This is a genomic window from Nonomuraea sp. NPDC004186, assembly GCF_053603495.1.
Map to the genome: position 1 here is coordinate 1 of NZ_JBSGFQ010000070.1, position 14,024 is coordinate 14,024.

Here is a 14,024-nt window from a genome sequence, read left to right on the forward strand (position 1 = left end):
GATCGCCTATCTGGCGGGCGGCCCGGGGCAGATGGCCGGCACGGCCATCGCTCTCCTGACCGGCTCGGGAGATCTGCGCGTGGCACGCGGGGGCCGACCGCCGAGGAGCTGGCCTCGATCGAGGCGGCGCTGCCCGACCAGCCGGTACGGGTCGCGGTGGTGCTGGCCGGCGAGTTCGAGCGGTCCGGCTGGTGGGGCGGCGGTCGCACCGCCTCCTGGGCCGACGCGGTGCAGGCCGCGCGGCTGGTCGCGGGCGAGGCGCGGCTGGAGCTGTCCATCAGCGCCGACCAGCACGAGCCCTGGCACCCCGGCCGGTGCGCCGCCCTCTACGTGGGCGACACGCTGGTGGGGCACGCCGGCGAGCTGCACCCGCGCGTCATCGAGGCGTACGGGCTGCCGCCGCGCACCTCGGCCATGGAGCTGGAGCTGTCACGGCTGGAGTCCGCCATGCCGGGTCCCGTTCAGACGCCGTCGGTGTCGGCCTACCCGGTGGCCACGCAGGACGTCGCGCTGATCGTGCCCGACTTCACGCCGGTGGCCGACGTGGAGGCCGCCCTGCGCGACGGGGCCGGTGAGCTGCTGGAGTCGATCCGGCTGTTCGACGTCTACGCGGGGGAGCAGGTGGGCGAGGGGAACAAGTCGCTCGCCTACACGATGCGCTTCCGCGCCGCGGACCGGACACTGACGGTGGAGGAGACGACGGCGGCGCGCGACGCGGCGGTGGCCATGGCGACGGACCGCGTGGGCGCCCAGCTCCGTAGCTCCTGAGCTGGGAAGGGGCCGGTACGGCGGAACGCCGCCGTTTCGGCCCCTATCGCGTTCTGCTCTTGCACAGTTTGGTGAGGTCGATGTCGAAGGGGACCGGGACCTTCAGCCTGTCGTAGTGGACGCCGGTGGTGACGTAGGCCTCTGTGACGGGATCGAGTGAGTAGACGTGGACGACCGGCTTGCCGTTGATCTTCTCGATCAGCCAGAAATGAGGGATCCCGGCCTCTGCGTAGAGGACGGGTTTGCGTTTCCTGTCGCGCACCTCTGAGTCGGGTGAGACCACTTCGACAGCAAGGACCACGTCCTCGGCGTGGAAACACGTGACGTCGGGGCCGATCGGGGCATTGCGTCCCAGGACGATGAGGTCAGGCTCTGGACGCTGCCGGGGGGCTAGCTTGACGCTCATCCGCTGGACGACCCACTCGGGAAGCGATGTTGAAGGCGGCATCATGAGCATCACTCGCAAGGTGGGAGGAGGAAGATGAAGCATCTGCTGGTGTTCGCCGAGCGGGATGACGCCGAGGAGGTCGCGGAGACGCTCGGGGAGTGGTTTCCGGCGCTCGGGGTGCCGCGGGTGGTGCGGGAGACGCTGGCCGGGGAGGACGACGCCGAGGACGCGCAGTGGCTGGTCGTCGTCGAAGGGCTGGACGAGGGGGCGCTGGCCAAGGTGGACGAGCTGGTGGAGCGGTATGAAGGGTGGCGGGAGGTGGGCTGAGGCGGCTCAGAGCCGGTCGATCTCGGTGAGGTCGATGGCCAGATCGAAGGGGACGGATAGTTTGAGGCATTCGTGATGGATGCCGGTGAGCGTATAGGAACTGGTGGCGGGGTCCAGTTCATAGACGTAGACCACGGGCTTGCCGGAGTTCTTCTCGATCCGCCAGAAGTGTTGAATCGCGGCTTCAGCGTAGAGCTGCGGTTTGCGGTGACGGTCGCGGTCCTTGGACTCGGGGGAGACGACCTCTACGGCGAGGATCACATCTCGAGCCTGGTAGAAGGTCTCGTCGTCGTGCACGGCATCGGCCCTGACGACCGTGAGGTCGGGCTCCGGGCGCTGGGTGGGGCCGAGAATAATGGTCATCTCGCGACGCACACGTAGATCTGGCGCTGCCGCACGGCGCAGCTCGTTCTCAAGGAACGAGACGACGCGCATGTGGAAGGCCCCTTGGGGGCTCACGAAGACCAAGCTTCCATCAATCAACTCTGTGTGCGCAGGCAAATCCGGAATGTGATCGAGAGCTTCGGCGACAAACCCTCCAGGTGGAGGAAACACCCAGTCGGGCAGCGAGGGATACGTCATCTTAACGATCACCGCTTCGGCAGTCATGAACCAACGCTACTAATCTAATGCGCTCACGCCCTGTGAATGCATGCATACACAGCACGATCCTTGGGGGAGAGTGGATGTATGCGTATCGCCGTGTTGTCCGACATTCATGGAGTGTTGCCCGCGCTCGAAGCCGTGCTGGCCGAGCCTGAGGTGGCCGGGGCCGATGTGATCGTCTTGACCGGGGACATGGCCGCCGGGCCGATGCCGGTGCGGACGCTGGACGTGCTCGTCTCGCTGGGGGAGCGGGCGTTGTGGGTCAATGGGAACGCCGACAGGGAGCTGGTGGAGGCGGTGCGCGGGAAGGCCAGCCCCTATCCCGTGTCCCAGTGGGCGGCCGAGCAACTGCGGGAGGATCAGGTCGAGCTGCTGGCCGGGTTGCCCGATCGGCAGGTGGTCGAGCTGGGGCGGCTGGGGACCACGTTGTTCGTGCACGCGACGCCGCGCAGCGACGAGGAGATGATCCTCGCGGACAGCTCGCTGGAGCGGTGGGCCGAGGTGCTGGCCGGGGAGAGTGCCGGCACCGTGGTGCTGGGCAACACGCACATGCCCTTCGTACGGCTGGCCGATCGGGTGCTGGTCGTGAACCCCGGGTCGGTCGGCATGCCGTACGGGCAGAGCGGGGCGCATTGGGCGCTGCTGGACGGCGACACCGGCGCCGTGACCCTGCGCCGGACCCCGCTCGACGCCGCCCTGGTGGGGGAGCGGCTGGTGCGGGAGAGCGGGTTCGGCGGGATCGAGGAGTGGGTGGCCGACTACGTGACGAACGTTCACTCCGACGCCGAGGCGCTGCGGGTGTTCGCCAAGGCGGAAAACCGGTGACCTAGACGGCGGCCTCCCTGCGGAGCTTCTCCGCCAGGGCGTGGTCGTCGGTCCTGGCGTCGTACGTGCGGAACCCAGGCAGCGCGGCGGCCAGGCCGAGCACGGCGCCCACGCACAGCAGGCCGCCCGCGCCGAGGGAGAAGCGGGTGCCGCCGAAGTTGGCCATCAGGCTGGCGCGGGCGTTGCCCAGCATCGGGCCGGACGCGTACGACAGGAGTTCGATCCCGGCCAGCCGCCCGCGCAGCTCCGGCGGGATCGTCTGGTTCCACATCGTCATGCGGAAGATGCCGCTGATCATGTCGGCGGCGCCCGCGAAGGCGAGGCAGACGAACAGCATCCAGACGTTGGGGGCCAGCGCCGACGCGGCGATCGCCACGCCCCAGAGGGCGGCCGCGATGATCACGCCCAGGCCCTGGCGGTGTACGCGGGCCGCCCAGCCGCCGGTGATCGAGGCGGCCAGCGCGCCCACCGCCCCCGCCGAGTACAGCAGCCCCAGCGCCTGCGGGGAGTGCAGCTCGTCGGCCAGGAACGGGAAGAGCGACGTCCCCATCGCGAACACCATGGCCGCGATGTCCACCAGGTACGTGCCCATCAGGTCGGGGCGGCGCACCGCGTACCGCATGCCCTCGGCCAGCGACTTCAGTGACGCGGGGGCGGCGTCCTCGGCCGGCGGCAGTGACCTGATCCGCCACAGCAGCGCCAGCGACACCACGAAGCTCAGCGTGTCGATGCCGTACGCCGCCGCCGAGCCGAAAGCGGTCACCAGCAGGCCGCCCAGCGCCGGGGCGACGATGGCGCCGAAGTTCCAGCGCATGCTCGACAGCACCGCCGCCGCGCCCTGCTGCTCGTGCTTGACCACCTGCTGGAACACGGCCTCCAGGCTGGGACGCTGCAGGCAGGAGATGCCCGTGGAGACGGCGCCCATCACGTACAGGACCCAGACCTGGGGGTCGGGGAGCATCGCGTTGACCGTGAGCGCGCCCGTGGTGACCAGGAGGCCCAGCTCGCTCAGGACGATGATCTTGCGGCGGTCGAGCGCGTCGGCGATCGCCCCACCCCACAGGCCGCACACCACCATCGGGACGAACTCCGCCAGGCTCACCAGGCCGACCGCCAGGTAGGAGCCCGTCAGCTCCTTCATCTGGTACGGCACCGCGACCATGGTGATGAACGTGCCGAACATCGTGATGACGCCGGAGGCGAAGAGGAGGCGGTAGTCGCGGGAGTCGCGCAGGGGGCTCAGGTCGATGGTGAAGTGACGCAGGAAGCGCTTCAGTCCGGTGGGCAGCACGAGCGTCAATTTTCCGGCTCGGGTGATGATCGGGGCAAATCGTTTTCGGCGGGTCTGTCGGGTCCCTTCGCCGCCGACCGGGGTTGATGTCCCTCGGGGCCTGCTCATGGAAGGGGAGGGGGTCGTCGTCTGTAGGAGCGGCCCATGGGAGGAGGCCTGCGGAAGGGGCCTGCGGGATGGGCAGGGTCCCGGGCCGGAGAACCCCAGGCCGAGGGGGCGGGCCGGGGGTGGCGGGCCAGGAGGTGCCGAGGCGGTGCCGTGCCGGGAGGGTGCCCGAGGCGGTGGCGGGCCGGGAGGCGCCGGGTCCGGGGTGCTGGGTTGGGAGATGGCGGGTCGGGAGGGGGCGTTGGGCGGGCGGGGGCTGGTTTTGGTGTGTGGGGAGTGGGCGGGCATGCGGAAGGCTCCCGCGAGGAGCGGGAGCCTTCGGCGGAAAGAGGGGGAGGGTCAGGCGGCGGGGACCTTGTCGAGGAAGCCGAGGACCGTGCGGATCCGCCCGTCTTCGGCCAGCTCCACCACGTCGAACCCGACCGCGACCGCCTCCCCGCCCTCCGGGCCCAGGTGCCAGGTGAAGCGGGCGATGTGGTGGTGGGCGTCGTACACCTCGCCCGGGGTGAACACCAGGCCGGGGAACATGCCCTGGGCGCCCGCGATCACCGCGGCGATCGCGTCGTGGCCCTTCACGTCGGCCAGGGGGTCGGTGTACGTGCCGTCCTCGGTCCACAGCTCGGCCACGGCCTTGGCGCGGGCGTCGGCGTCGGTCTCGTTCCAGGCGGCGACGTAGCGCTCGATGAGGTTCATGATGGTCATTCCTTCTTTTTGTCAGTTGTTGCGGGTCTTGCGGAGGCCGACGATCTGGAGTTCGGCGAACACGCCGACCACCAGGGCCTGGGCGATGGTCCAGATGGCGCCGATCGTGGTGAGATCGGCGGCGCCGGTGACGACGGCGGCGATGCTGCCGAGGGTCCAGACGATGTTCAGGGCGATCACGGCCCTGGTGGCGGCGGGGCTGATGGCGCGGCGGGTGGCGAGGAGGCCGACGGCGGCGCCGTACACCAGCAGGAAGACGCCGATGCCGCGCAGCAGGGCCGCGGCGGGGCCGAGCAGGTCGCTCACGGGGCCGGCGAAGGCGAGGTAGACCAGCCCGTTGCCGCCGGTGACGACGGCGTCGGCGGCCAGCGCGAGGCGCAGGAACTTCATCCGGTCGGCGGTGATGGTCAGGGCGGTGCTCATGTCTCGGGCTCCCTTGGTGGCGGTTTTTCGCGACACCTGAAAGATGTCAGCCGCCACGTAGGGGGCGCGATTACCCGCCACGTAAAGGGGACGGTCGGAAGTCCGTTCCACCTGCGGTAACGCTCATAATGTGACGGTGGTCACGCGAAAGCCTCCCGGCGAGAGCAAGGTGCCGGGAGGCGGAAAGAGCGGGGTTACGCGCCCAGGATCTCCCTGCGCAGGTGGGTCTTGAGGATCTTGCCGCCGGGGTTGCGGGGCAGCTCGCCCTCCCGGAACCAGATGTGCGCCGGGATCTTGAACTTGGCGATGCGGTCCTTGAGGAACGACTGGAGATCCTCGGTGGCGACCGAGGTGCCGGGCGCCAGGCGGATGACCGCGCCGACCTCCTCCCCGAGCTCCTCGTGCGGCACCCCGATCACGGCGGCGTCGTCGACCGCCGGGTGCTCGAACAGGGCCGCCTCCACCTCGGCGCAGTAGACGTTCTCGCCGCCCCTGATCACCATGTCCTTGGCCCGGTCCACGATGTAGACGAAGCCCTCTTCGTCGATCTTGGCCAGGTCGCCGGTGTGCAGCCAGCCGTGCACGAACGTCTCCGCCGTCGCCTCCGGCTTGTTCCAGTAGCCCAGGATGACGTTCGGGCCGCGTACGCACAGCTCGCCCACCTCGCCGGGCGGCAGTTCGGCGCCCATGGGGTCGACCACGCGCACGTCCACGACGGGCGAGGGCAGGCCGATGCTGTCGGGCTTGGCCTGGTAGTCGGCGCCGCCGTTGCCGATGGCCAGGGCGGTCGTCTCGGTCATGCCGTAGCCGTTGGAGGGGGCGCGGTCGGGGAGGTTGTGGGTGATGCGCTCCAGGAGCTTGGGCGGGGCGGGGGCGCCGCCGTACCCGAGGGTGGTCAGGGACGACAGGTCGTACTTGCCGAAGTCGGGGTGGGACATGAGCTGCCAGGCGTTCGTGGGCACGCCGATCATGGCGGTCACGCGCTCCCGCTCGATCAGCCGCAGCGCCTGCTCGGGGTCCCACTTGTACATGAGCACGAGGCCGCCGCCGGCGAACATCGTGGTGGTCAGGGCGGAGAAGCAGCCCGTGACGTGGAACAGGGGGACGGTCAGGAGCGTGACCCGGCGGGTGCCGGCCGCGGCCCCGACGTCCTTGCCCGCCATGGCCACCGCCCGCATGAGGCCGAAGGCGACGGTCATGGGGGACTGTCCCAGGTTGCGGTGGCTGCCCAGCGCCCCCTTGGGGCTGCCGGTCGTGCCGGAGGTGTAGAAGATCGTGGCGGGGTCCTCGGGGGCCAGCTCGACGGCGGGGAGCGTGACGTCGGCGGCGACCTCGCCCAGCACGTCGTCGAAGCCGCGCGCGCCCTCCGGGACCTCGCCCCGGGCGACGATCAGGGGGACGCCCGTCGCGGCGAGCCGGGCGGCGCGCTCGCCGTCCGCGATCAGCACCTTGGCTCCGGAGTCCCGCACGCCGTAGGCCAGCTCGGCCTCCGTCCACCAGGCATTGAGCGGTACGGCGACGGCCCCCGCCGCCAGCGCGGCCGACAGCGAGACGACCCATTCAGGGTAGTTGCGCATGGCCACGCCCACCCGGTCGCCCTTCCGCACCCCGTACTCCTCGACCAGGCGGTTGGCGAGGGTGGCCGCGCGGCGGAAATGGTCCTCGAACGTGATGTGCTCGTCCTCGTACACGAGGAAGACCTTCTCGCCGTGGAAGCGGCTCATCTCCAGCAGCGCGCGGAAGTGGGTGGGCGCGTGCTTCCAGGTGCGGATCCCGGTGTCGCCGATCTCCTCGATCTCGAACAGCTGACCGGGTCCGGTGAGCTGGGCCACGACCTGGGCGTGCGAAAGGGACATACACCGAACTCCCGGCTAGTGGACGATTATTCTGGATAAATCACAGTACCGACCGGTAGGTACGTTGCGCTAGCTCGCCGGGAACGGGCTCAGCCGAGGCCGATGGGGGACAGTTGCTGGATGTCGTACCGGGTCCGCAGCTCGATCACGGCGGCCTGGTCGGGCGGCCCCGGGCGGGACAGCAGTTCGCCCAGCTCGCGCAGGTAGTGCTCATGGCCCGCCGGGGTGACGATGAAGAGCATCCGGGTGGGCGTGGCGCCGGGGTTGGCGAAGGCGTGGGGGCAGCCCGCGGGCACGTACATGAGGCTGCCGGGGCCGCCGCGCACCGTCCGGGCGCCGCCCTCCGACTCCCACGTCTGCCAGGGCTCGCCGGTGATCTCCCGCGGCTGGAAGGCCAGCAGGTCCAGCTCGCCGTCGAGGATGTAGAACAGCTCCTCGGCGTGGTGGTGGAAATGGGCGCCGACGTCGAAGCCCGGTGCGATCGTGTTCTCGAACACCGACCAGGTCTTCGAGTGCTCCGCCCCGACCTTCAGCGTCATCCCCATGGACCCGAGCGACTGCCCGGCGCCGGGGGGTAAGACGAGCCCGTCTGCCATTGGTCTGCCCTTCTATGAGGGTGATTGCTACCAATGTTCCTGAGGGCCCCGGCGGGGGCAAGGCTCATGAAAGTTTCATTTCTTTTCCGATAGTTTCTATCGTTTAGCTGCTTGTTTAGTGGCCGCACGAGGTCGGCATTGACCCTGATCCAGCATGTCAATACCGTCTTCGATGCGATCCACCGGGATCGAAAGCTTTCGGAGGTAGATGTCCGTGCATTCGTCCTCGCCCGTCAGAGTCCTCCTCGCCCTCGTGGGGATGCTCGCAGCCTTCCTCCTGCCGGCCGGCCCGGCCCACGCCTCCGCGCCCTTACGCACCCACGCGGCGGCCAAGGGCAAGTTCATCGGGGCGGCGCTCGCGACCAGCCCGCTCGCCAACGAGACCGCCTACCGCAACATCGCCGCGACCGAGTTCAGCCAGGTCACCGCCGAGAACGCGATGAAGTGGGACTCGACCGAGCCGAGCCAGGGCCAGTTCAACTTCTCCGGCGCCGACGCCATCGTCAACTTCGCCACCCAGAACAACCAGCAGGTCCACGGCCACACGCTCGTCTGGCACAACCAGACCCCGGGCTGGGTGCAGAGCCTGAGCGCCACCGCCATGCGCAGCGCCATGCAGAACCACATCAGCCAGGTCGTCGGCCACTACGCCAGTAACCCGGCCGTGGTCTCCTGGGACGTGGTCAACGAGGTCTTCGACGACAGTGGCAACCTGCGCACGTCGTTCTGGTACAACACGCTGGGCCAGAGCTACATCGCCGACGCCTTCCGGGCCGCCCGCGCCGCCGACCCCGACGCCCGGCTGTGCATCAACGACTACAACACCGAGGGGATCAACGCCAAGAGCACCGCGATCTACAACCTGGTCTCGTCGCTGCGCCAGCAGGGCGTGCCCGTCGACTGCGTCGGCTTCCAGACGCACCTCGCGATCCAGTACGGCTTCCCGAACGACTTCCAGCAGAACCTCCAGCGCTTCGCCGCCCTCGGCGTCCAGGTCCGCATCACCGAGCTGGACGTGCGCATGGTGATGCCCAGGGACGCCACCAAGGACGCCACGCAGGCCACCTACTACCGCAACGTCGTCAACGCCTGCCTGGCCGTGACCGCCTGCGCCGGCGTGACGATCTGGGGCTTCACCGACAAGTACTCCTGGGTGCCCGACACGTTCTCCGGGCAGGGCGCGGCCCTGATCTACGACGAGAGCTACCAGCAGAAGTCGTCGTACACCGCCGTGCACGACGCGCTGGCCGGCGGCACGACCACCGACCCCACCCCGCCGACCACGCCGGGCACGCCCTCGGCGGGCAGCGTCACCTCGAACTCGGCCTCGCTCACCTGGACCGCCTCGACCGACAGCGGCGGGAGCGGGCTCGCCGGGTACGACGTCTACCGCGAGCAGGGCGCGACCGACCAGCTCCTCGGCCAGTCCACGACCAACTCGATCTCGCTCACCGGGCTCAGCCCCTCGACCCAGTACCAGGTGTACGTCCGGGCCCGTGACGGGGCCGGGAACGTCTCGGCGAACTCCGCCCTCGGCACCTTCACCACCACGGCCGGCCCCGGCGGCGGCGGTGGCTGCACGGCCGCCGGGACCGTGCAGACCCAGTGGGCCACCGGGTACGTCGTCCAGCCCGTGACCGTCACCAACACCGGGACCTCCGCCATCACCGGCTGGACCGTCACCTTCACCCTGCCCGCCGGGCACACGCTGACCGGCTCGTGGAACGCGACCCTCACCGTCAGCGGGCAGACCGTCACTGCCAAGAACCTCGCCTACAACGGAAACCTGGCCCCGAACGCCAGTACCACCTTCGGTTTCCAGGTCAGCCGGCCGAGCGGCAACACGCAGACGCCCTCCGGTTACGCCTGCGCATAGGCCCGATCTCCCGGGCCTTCACGACCTGCCGGTTTTCTGACCGGCAGGTCGTGGCGCGCCTGTGGACTGAAATTTACTTTCACACTCGGAGAACCACGTGAAGCCTACTTGCAGATTGGGAGACCCTCATGCACCGTGGAACCAAGATTAAGAAAGGAGGGACGGTGCAGGTCAGGGGCCCGATTTGGGGGGAGGTGAAACCTGCGATGTGCGATCCATCGGGCTTTGGGACCACGATCGTGCAAGAGCTCGGACGCATAGTCCGGGATGCGATCAAGTCAACACCCCGGACCGTACGGTTTCTCGTCATACTTGCCGCCGTTGTCATAGCGATCGGCGCTACCACAGCCATGATCGACTAAACGGCCGCCGCATGTAGTGGCATACATGCGAACTGAGGTCAGGCTAACGTGGGGCAGGTCAAGCGTCGACCTTCCCCACGTGATGCCTTCGTGAAACTCAAGGATCCAGCGTGATCCCCTCACGCCTGAGGTCCTCCACGATGCCGTCCACCAGGCGCGTGGCCACCGTCCGGCGCAGCCGCCCCTCCTCCCGCAACTCCCGTACGGCGGGGACCGGGTCGGGGTCGGCGAACAGGCGCTCGTCGGAGTAGTCCACCGGCCGGCCGGTCGGATCGACGGTCCACCAGGAGGCCTCGAGCGCGATCCCGTTCGGGTCGCTGAAGTAGATGGACCGCAGGAAGCCGTGGTCGATGACGTCGGTGACCTCGCAGCCGTGCGCCTTGAGCCGGTCGCGCAGCCGGTTGAGCGCGTCCTCGTCCGGCAGGTGCAGCGACAGGTGGTCGAACTGCGCCGCCTTGGGGTAGGGCACGCCGGCGGGCTTGGCGAAGCTGTCGAGCGGCTGGTCGGTGTACTCGAAGAAGGCGACGGTGTTACCCGGCGCCACCTCGAAGAAGTAGTGCTTGAACGCGGGGACGGCGAGGGTGGTGACGAGGCGGGCGTCGAGCACGCCGTGCCAGAATCGCACGGTGGCGTCCATGTCCGCGGTCACCAGGGCGAGGTGGTGCACGCCGCGCCAGTGCACGGTGTCCGGGGTCGCAGCCATGCGTCAACCGTACGCCTTTCAACTACCTCTGGTAAGCCGTCAGCCCTTCACCGAGCCGGCGAAGCTGAAGGAACTGGCCAGGTATTTGTTGACGGCCACGTAGAGGACCACCGCCGGCGCCGTGTAGAGGATCGAGAAGGCGGCCAGCTGGCCGTAGGCCACCTGCCCGTACTGGGAGAAGAACGTGTAGACGGTGACCGCCGCCGGCTGTTTCTCCGGGGTGTCCAGCAGGACGAAGGGGGCGAAGAAGTTCCCCCACTGGCCGACGAAGACGAAGATGGCCACCACGGCTATCCCCGGGGCCATCAGCGGGCCCACCACCGTCGTCAGCGAGCGGAGCCAGCCGGCCCCGTCCACCCAGGCGGCCTCCTCCAGGTTCACCGGCACGCCGTCCATGAAGTTCTTCATCATCCAGATCGAGAACGGCAGCGAGCTCGCCGTCAGGAACAGCACCATGGCCGGCACGGAGCCGTACAGGTTGAAGCGGAAGAACATCGCGTAGACCGGCACGAGGATCGCCGTCACCGGCAGGCCCGTGGTGAACAGGAGGCTCAGCATGAAGTGGCGGCGGTAGCGGAGCTGGTAGCGCGACAGCGGGTACGCGGCCAGCCCCGCCACCAGGACCGTCAGCACCGCCGTCGAGCCCGAGATGACGATCGAGTTGATCAGGGGCAGGATGATCGTGTCCCAGGTCAGGACGGCCTTGAAGTTGTCCAGCGAGAAGGAGAGCGTCGGCTTGGCGGCCAGGCTCGCCTCGGACTGGACCGAGGCGAGCAGGACCCAGAGGAACGGGCCCAGGAAGGCCAGCGTGATCAGCGCCAGCGAGAGCAGGGCGGCGGCGCGGCCGGCGAGCCTCGTCATGAGTCCTCCACCTTGATCAGGCGCAGGTAGACCAGCGAGAACAGCGCGCCGATCACCAGCATGACCAGCGCGATCGCCGAGCCGTAGCCGATCTCGAAGTAGCGGAACGCCTGCTCGTACATGTACAGCGGCGTCGTCTGGCTGGCCGTGCCCGGGCCGCCGCCCGTCAGGGCGTAGATGAGGCCGAAGCTGGCCAGGGTCTGCAGCGTGATCAGCATGAGGTTGGCCATGATGGAGCGGCGGATCAGCGGCAGCGTGATGTGCAGGAGCCGGCGGCCGGGGCCCGCGCCGTCCACGGCGGCGGCCTCCACCAGGTCGGCGGGCACCTCGGAGAGCGCGGCCGAGTAGACGAGCATGGAGAAGGCCGTGCCGCGCCAGATGTTCGCCAGGATCACCGCCAGCATCGGGGCCGTGTAGAGCCACTCCTGGGAGAGGCCCAGGACCCTGTTGAGCGTGCCCTCCTCGGCCAGGAACGAGAACCAGCAGGCCGCGGCCACGACCTCCGGCACCACCCAGGCGGCGATCACCACGCCGTTGACGACGCTGCGGGTCACCCGGCCGCGGCCGCGCTGGAGGAGCGCGATGATCAGGCCGAGGGTGTTCTGGCCGATGACCGCCGAGCCGATGACGAAGACGAACGTCAGGAGGAACGAGTTCAGGAAGTTCGGGTCGCCGAAGAGCTTGACGAAGTTGGCCACGCCGACGAACCGCGAGTGAACCGAGGCCGAGCCCGTCAACGTCTCGTTGGTGAAGGCTATGTAGACGCTCCACAGGATCGGCCCCGCCAGGAAGAGCGCGAGCAGGACCAGGGCGGGACCCAGGGGCAGGAGCCAGCGCATGGCGTTCCGCCGTGACGAGCCGCGTACCGGGCGGCTCGTCACGGGCGGAGGCGGGGCGGTGACGATCGTCATCGCGACAGGACCTTGTCGGGGCCGCCGACCGCGGCCGGGAGCGCCTTGGCGTAGTTCGCGGTGGCCTCCTCAGGGGTCCGCGAGCCGGTCACGACCGCCTCCATGGCCTCCTGGACCTGGGTGGACACCTTCGGGTACACCTCGTACGCGGGCCGGTAGTGGGTGACGGAGGCCAGGTCGGTCCAGAACTTGACGCTCGGGTTGTCGGCGCTGTACTTCGGGTCGGCGGCCACGTCCTTGCGGGCGGCCAGGTCACCCGTGCCGACCGAGTACGCCATCGAGTTCTCCTTGTTCGTGGCCGTGGTGATGAAGTCGAACGCCTCCTGCTTGTGCTTGGTGTACGCGCTCATCGCCATGACCCAGCCACCCGACATGCTGACCGCACCCGGCGCCTCGCCGTTCTGCGTCGGCATGGGCGTCCAGCCGATCTTCTCCGTCCACTCGGGCCACGGCTTGGTCCCGGTGGGCCTCCAGGCCGAGCTCGCCCAGGCCCCGTCGAGGGAGATGCCGAGCTTGGCCTCGGGGAACCACTCCATGGTCACCTTGTCGCCGAGCTTGGCGTTGTGGGCGTCGGCCTGCTTCGGGCCCAGCTCCTCCCGGAAGACGGTGTTGACGAAGGTCAGGGCGTCGGTGAAGTTCTTGCCGCCGGCCACCCACTTCTTCTGCGCGTCGTCGTACAGGGTGCCGCCCGGCGTGCCGTACAGGAGCATCTCGAAGCCCTGCATGGTCGACGCCTCGCCATGGATCTTGGTGGCGTACATGCTGAACGGGACGACGCCGGGCAGCTTCTGCTTGATCGTGCGGGCCGCCGTCAGCACGTCGTTCCAGGTCTTCGGCTCCCACGGGACCGGCAGGCCGGCTTTGGCGAAGACGTCCTTCTGGTACCAGAGGCCGCGCGTGTCCGTGCTGATCGGCACGCCGTAGATCTTGCCGTCGCCACCCTTGGCGGCCTGCTTGACCGAGTCGGGGAACTGGGCGCTCCAGTCGGGCCACTTCGCCAGGTAGTCGTCGAGCGGGGCCAGCTTGCCGGCCGCGACGTCCGCGTTGACCTGGAACGTGTCGTGGTAGTAGAGGTCCGGAGCCGAGTCGGGGGAGCGGTTGAGCAGCGCCAGCTTCGTGTAGTACGCCTCGTTGTTGCCCTGGACGGCCGTGAGCTTGATCTTGACGCCCGGATGGGCGGACTCGTACTGCTGCTTCGCGGCGGCGAGCATCTTCTCCAGGTACGGCCACGTCGTCTCGACCTTGTAGAGGACCTCGAGTTCCTTGGCGCCTGAGGCGTTCTGCGGGGTGCCGCCACCGCACCCGGCGACGGCGGTCAGGAGAAGGAGGAGAGAACCGGCCAGCGTACGTTTCATCACGCGCTCCCCGTGTTTCCTTGGGTTTGCGGAGAACGTAAATCTATTTGATTTACTAAGTCAACACTC

Annotated in this window: 15 protein-coding genes; 4 read left to right on the forward strand and 11 right to left on the reverse strand. The window is 68.8% G+C overall.

The window, feature by feature from the left end:
- Positions 1-768, forward strand: a 768-nt coding sequence (locus ACWEPL_RS41725) for a phenylalanine--tRNA ligase subunit beta-related protein (RefSeq protein WP_452439449.1), incomplete at its 5' end; no start/stop codon positions are given.
- 43 nt (positions 769-811) lie between these two features.
- Here ACWEPL_RS41725 and ACWEPL_RS41730 read toward each other — a convergent pair.
- Positions 812-1,225: a Uma2 family endonuclease gene (locus tag ACWEPL_RS41730; RefSeq protein ID WP_452439450.1), complete on the reverse strand. Its 414-nt coding sequence runs from the start codon at positions 1,223-1,225 to the stop codon at positions 812-814.
- A gap of 24 nt (positions 1,226-1,249) precedes the next feature.
- Between ACWEPL_RS41730 and ACWEPL_RS41735 the strand changes: the two genes are divergently transcribed.
- Entirely contained in the window at positions 1,250-1,483 is a 234-nt protein-coding gene (locus ACWEPL_RS41735) for a hypothetical protein (protein ID WP_449896212.1), read from the forward strand.
- Between the two features lie 6 nt (positions 1,484-1,489).
- On the opposite strand, the gene ACWEPL_RS41740 is transcribed toward ACWEPL_RS41735, so the two are convergent.
- A complete protein-coding gene (locus tag ACWEPL_RS41740) occupies positions 1,490-2,092 on the reverse strand; it encodes a Uma2 family endonuclease (RefSeq protein WP_350727200.1) in 603 nt (200 codons plus the stop codon).
- An 81-nt stretch (positions 2,093-2,173) separates the two neighbouring features.
- Here ACWEPL_RS41740 and ACWEPL_RS41745 point away from each other — a divergent pair, with 81 nt between their 5' ends.
- Positions 2,174-2,914 (forward strand): metallophosphoesterase family protein, encoded by a 741-nt coding sequence (locus tag ACWEPL_RS41745; RefSeq protein ID WP_452439451.1) that lies wholly within the window; start codon positions 2,174-2,176, stop codon positions 2,912-2,914.
- 1 nt (position 2,915) lies between these two features.
- On the opposite strand, the gene ACWEPL_RS41750 is transcribed toward ACWEPL_RS41745, so the two are convergent.
- From ACWEPL_RS41750 to ACWEPL_RS41770, 5 genes are all read right to left on the reverse strand, one after another.
- Positions 2,916-4,205 carry an MFS transporter gene (locus ACWEPL_RS41750; protein WP_363972071.1) on the reverse strand — a complete coding sequence of 430 codons (1,290 nt, stop codon included), beginning with the start codon at positions 4,203-4,205 and terminating at the stop codon, positions 2,916-2,918.
- A gap of 444 nt (positions 4,206-4,649) precedes the next feature.
- Positions 4,650-5,003: a nuclear transport factor 2 family protein gene (locus ACWEPL_RS41755; RefSeq protein WP_225963469.1), complete on the reverse strand. Its 354-nt coding sequence runs from the start codon at positions 5,001-5,003 to the stop codon at positions 4,650-4,652.
- Between the two features lie 21 nt (positions 5,004-5,024).
- On the reverse strand, positions 5,025-5,435 hold the full coding sequence (locus tag ACWEPL_RS41760; protein ID WP_452439452.1) for a hypothetical protein: 411 nt from the start codon (positions 5,433-5,435) through the stop codon (positions 5,025-5,027).
- A gap of 194 nt (positions 5,436-5,629) precedes the next feature.
- Positions 5,630-7,291, reverse strand: coding sequence for a class I adenylate-forming enzyme family protein (locus ACWEPL_RS41765; RefSeq protein ID WP_452439453.1), 1,662 nt, complete (start codon positions 7,289-7,291; stop codon positions 5,630-5,632).
- Between the two features lie 89 nt (positions 7,292-7,380).
- Complete coding sequence (locus tag ACWEPL_RS41770) at positions 7,381-7,887, reverse strand: cupin domain-containing protein (RefSeq protein ID WP_363972064.1); 507 nt, start codon at positions 7,885-7,887, stop codon at positions 7,381-7,383.
- Positions 7,888-8,095: 208 nt separating this feature from the next.
- Between ACWEPL_RS41770 and ACWEPL_RS41775 the strand changes: the two genes are divergently transcribed.
- Positions 8,096-9,763, forward strand: a complete 1,668-nt coding sequence (locus ACWEPL_RS41775) for an endo-1,4-beta-xylanase (protein ID WP_452439454.1) — start codon at positions 8,096-8,098, stop codon at positions 9,761-9,763.
- A gap of 459 nt (positions 9,764-10,222) precedes the next feature.
- Here the strand turns inward: ACWEPL_RS41775 and ACWEPL_RS41780 are convergent, their stop codons facing one another.
- Genes ACWEPL_RS41780 through ACWEPL_RS41795 form a run of 4 tightly spaced genes read right to left on the reverse strand, consistent with a single transcriptional unit; the run spans position 10,223 to position 13,955 of the window.
- Positions 10,223-10,828 carry a VOC family protein gene (locus ACWEPL_RS41780; protein ID WP_363972061.1) on the reverse strand — a complete coding sequence of 202 codons (606 nt, stop codon included), beginning with the start codon at positions 10,826-10,828 and terminating at the stop codon, positions 10,223-10,225.
- Positions 10,829-10,867: 39 nt separating this feature from the next.
- Positions 10,868-11,689, reverse strand: a complete 822-nt coding sequence (locus tag ACWEPL_RS41785) for a carbohydrate ABC transporter permease (protein ID WP_350727208.1) — start codon at positions 11,687-11,689, stop codon at positions 10,868-10,870.
- Complete coding sequence (locus ACWEPL_RS41790; protein WP_363972058.1) at positions 11,686-12,600, reverse strand: carbohydrate ABC transporter permease; 915 nt, start codon at positions 12,598-12,600, stop codon at positions 11,686-11,688. Before ACWEPL_RS41790 ends, ACWEPL_RS41785 begins: the two co-directional genes overlap by 4 nt.
- On the reverse strand, positions 12,597-13,955 hold the full coding sequence (locus ACWEPL_RS41795) for an extracellular solute-binding protein (RefSeq protein ID WP_452439455.1): 1,359 nt from the start codon (positions 13,953-13,955) through the stop codon (positions 12,597-12,599). The genes ACWEPL_RS41790 and ACWEPL_RS41795 overlap by 4 nt, the downstream gene beginning before the upstream one ends.
- Positions 13,956-14,024 lie beyond the last annotated feature (69 nt).

Excerpts from the sequence above, each read along its gene's own strand:
- ACWEPL_RS41730 (WP_452439450.1), bottom strand. The coding sequence starts at position 1,225 with ATGCTCATGATGCCGCCTTCAACATCGCTTCCCGAGTGGGTCGTCCAG.
- ACWEPL_RS41735 (WP_449896212.1), top strand. The coding sequence starts at position 1,250 with ATGAAGCATCTGCTGGTGTTCGCCGAGCGGGATGACGCCGAGGAGGTC.
- ACWEPL_RS41740 (WP_350727200.1), bottom strand. The coding sequence starts at position 2,092 with ATGACTGCCGAAGCGGTGATCGTTAAGATGACGTATCCCTCGCTGCCC.
- ACWEPL_RS41745 (WP_452439451.1), top strand. The coding sequence starts at position 2,174 with ATGCGTATCGCCGTGTTGTCCGACATTCATGGAGTGTTGCCCGCGCTC.
- ACWEPL_RS41755 (WP_225963469.1), bottom strand. The coding sequence starts at position 5,003 with ATGAACCTCATCGAGCGCTACGTCGCCGCCTGGAACGAGACCGACGCC.
- ACWEPL_RS41760 (WP_452439452.1), bottom strand. The coding sequence starts at position 5,435 with ATGAGCACCGCCCTGACCATCACCGCCGACCGGATGAAGTTCCTGCGC.
- ACWEPL_RS41765 (WP_452439453.1), bottom strand. The coding sequence starts at position 7,291 with ATGTCCCTTTCGCACGCCCAGGTCGTGGCCCAGCTCACCGGACCCGGT.
- ACWEPL_RS41770 (WP_363972064.1), bottom strand. The coding sequence starts at position 7,887 with ATGGCAGACGGGCTCGTCTTACCCCCCGGCGCCGGGCAGTCGCTCGGG.
- ACWEPL_RS41775 (WP_452439454.1), top strand. The coding sequence starts at position 8,096 with ATGTCCGTGCATTCGTCCTCGCCCGTCAGAGTCCTCCTCGCCCTCGTG.
- ACWEPL_RS41780 (WP_363972061.1), bottom strand. The coding sequence starts at position 10,828 with ATGGCTGCGACCCCGGACACCGTGCACTGGCGCGGCGTGCACCACCTC.
- ACWEPL_RS41785 (WP_350727208.1), bottom strand. The coding sequence starts at position 11,689 with ATGACGAGGCTCGCCGGCCGCGCCGCCGCCCTGCTCTCGCTGGCGCTG.
- ACWEPL_RS41790 (WP_363972058.1), bottom strand. The coding sequence starts at position 12,600 with ATGACGATCGTCACCGCCCCGCCTCCGCCCGTGACGAGCCGCCCGGTA.
- ACWEPL_RS41795 (WP_452439455.1), bottom strand. The coding sequence starts at position 13,955 with ATGAAACGTACGCTGGCCGGTTCTCTCCTCCTTCTCCTGACCGCCGTC.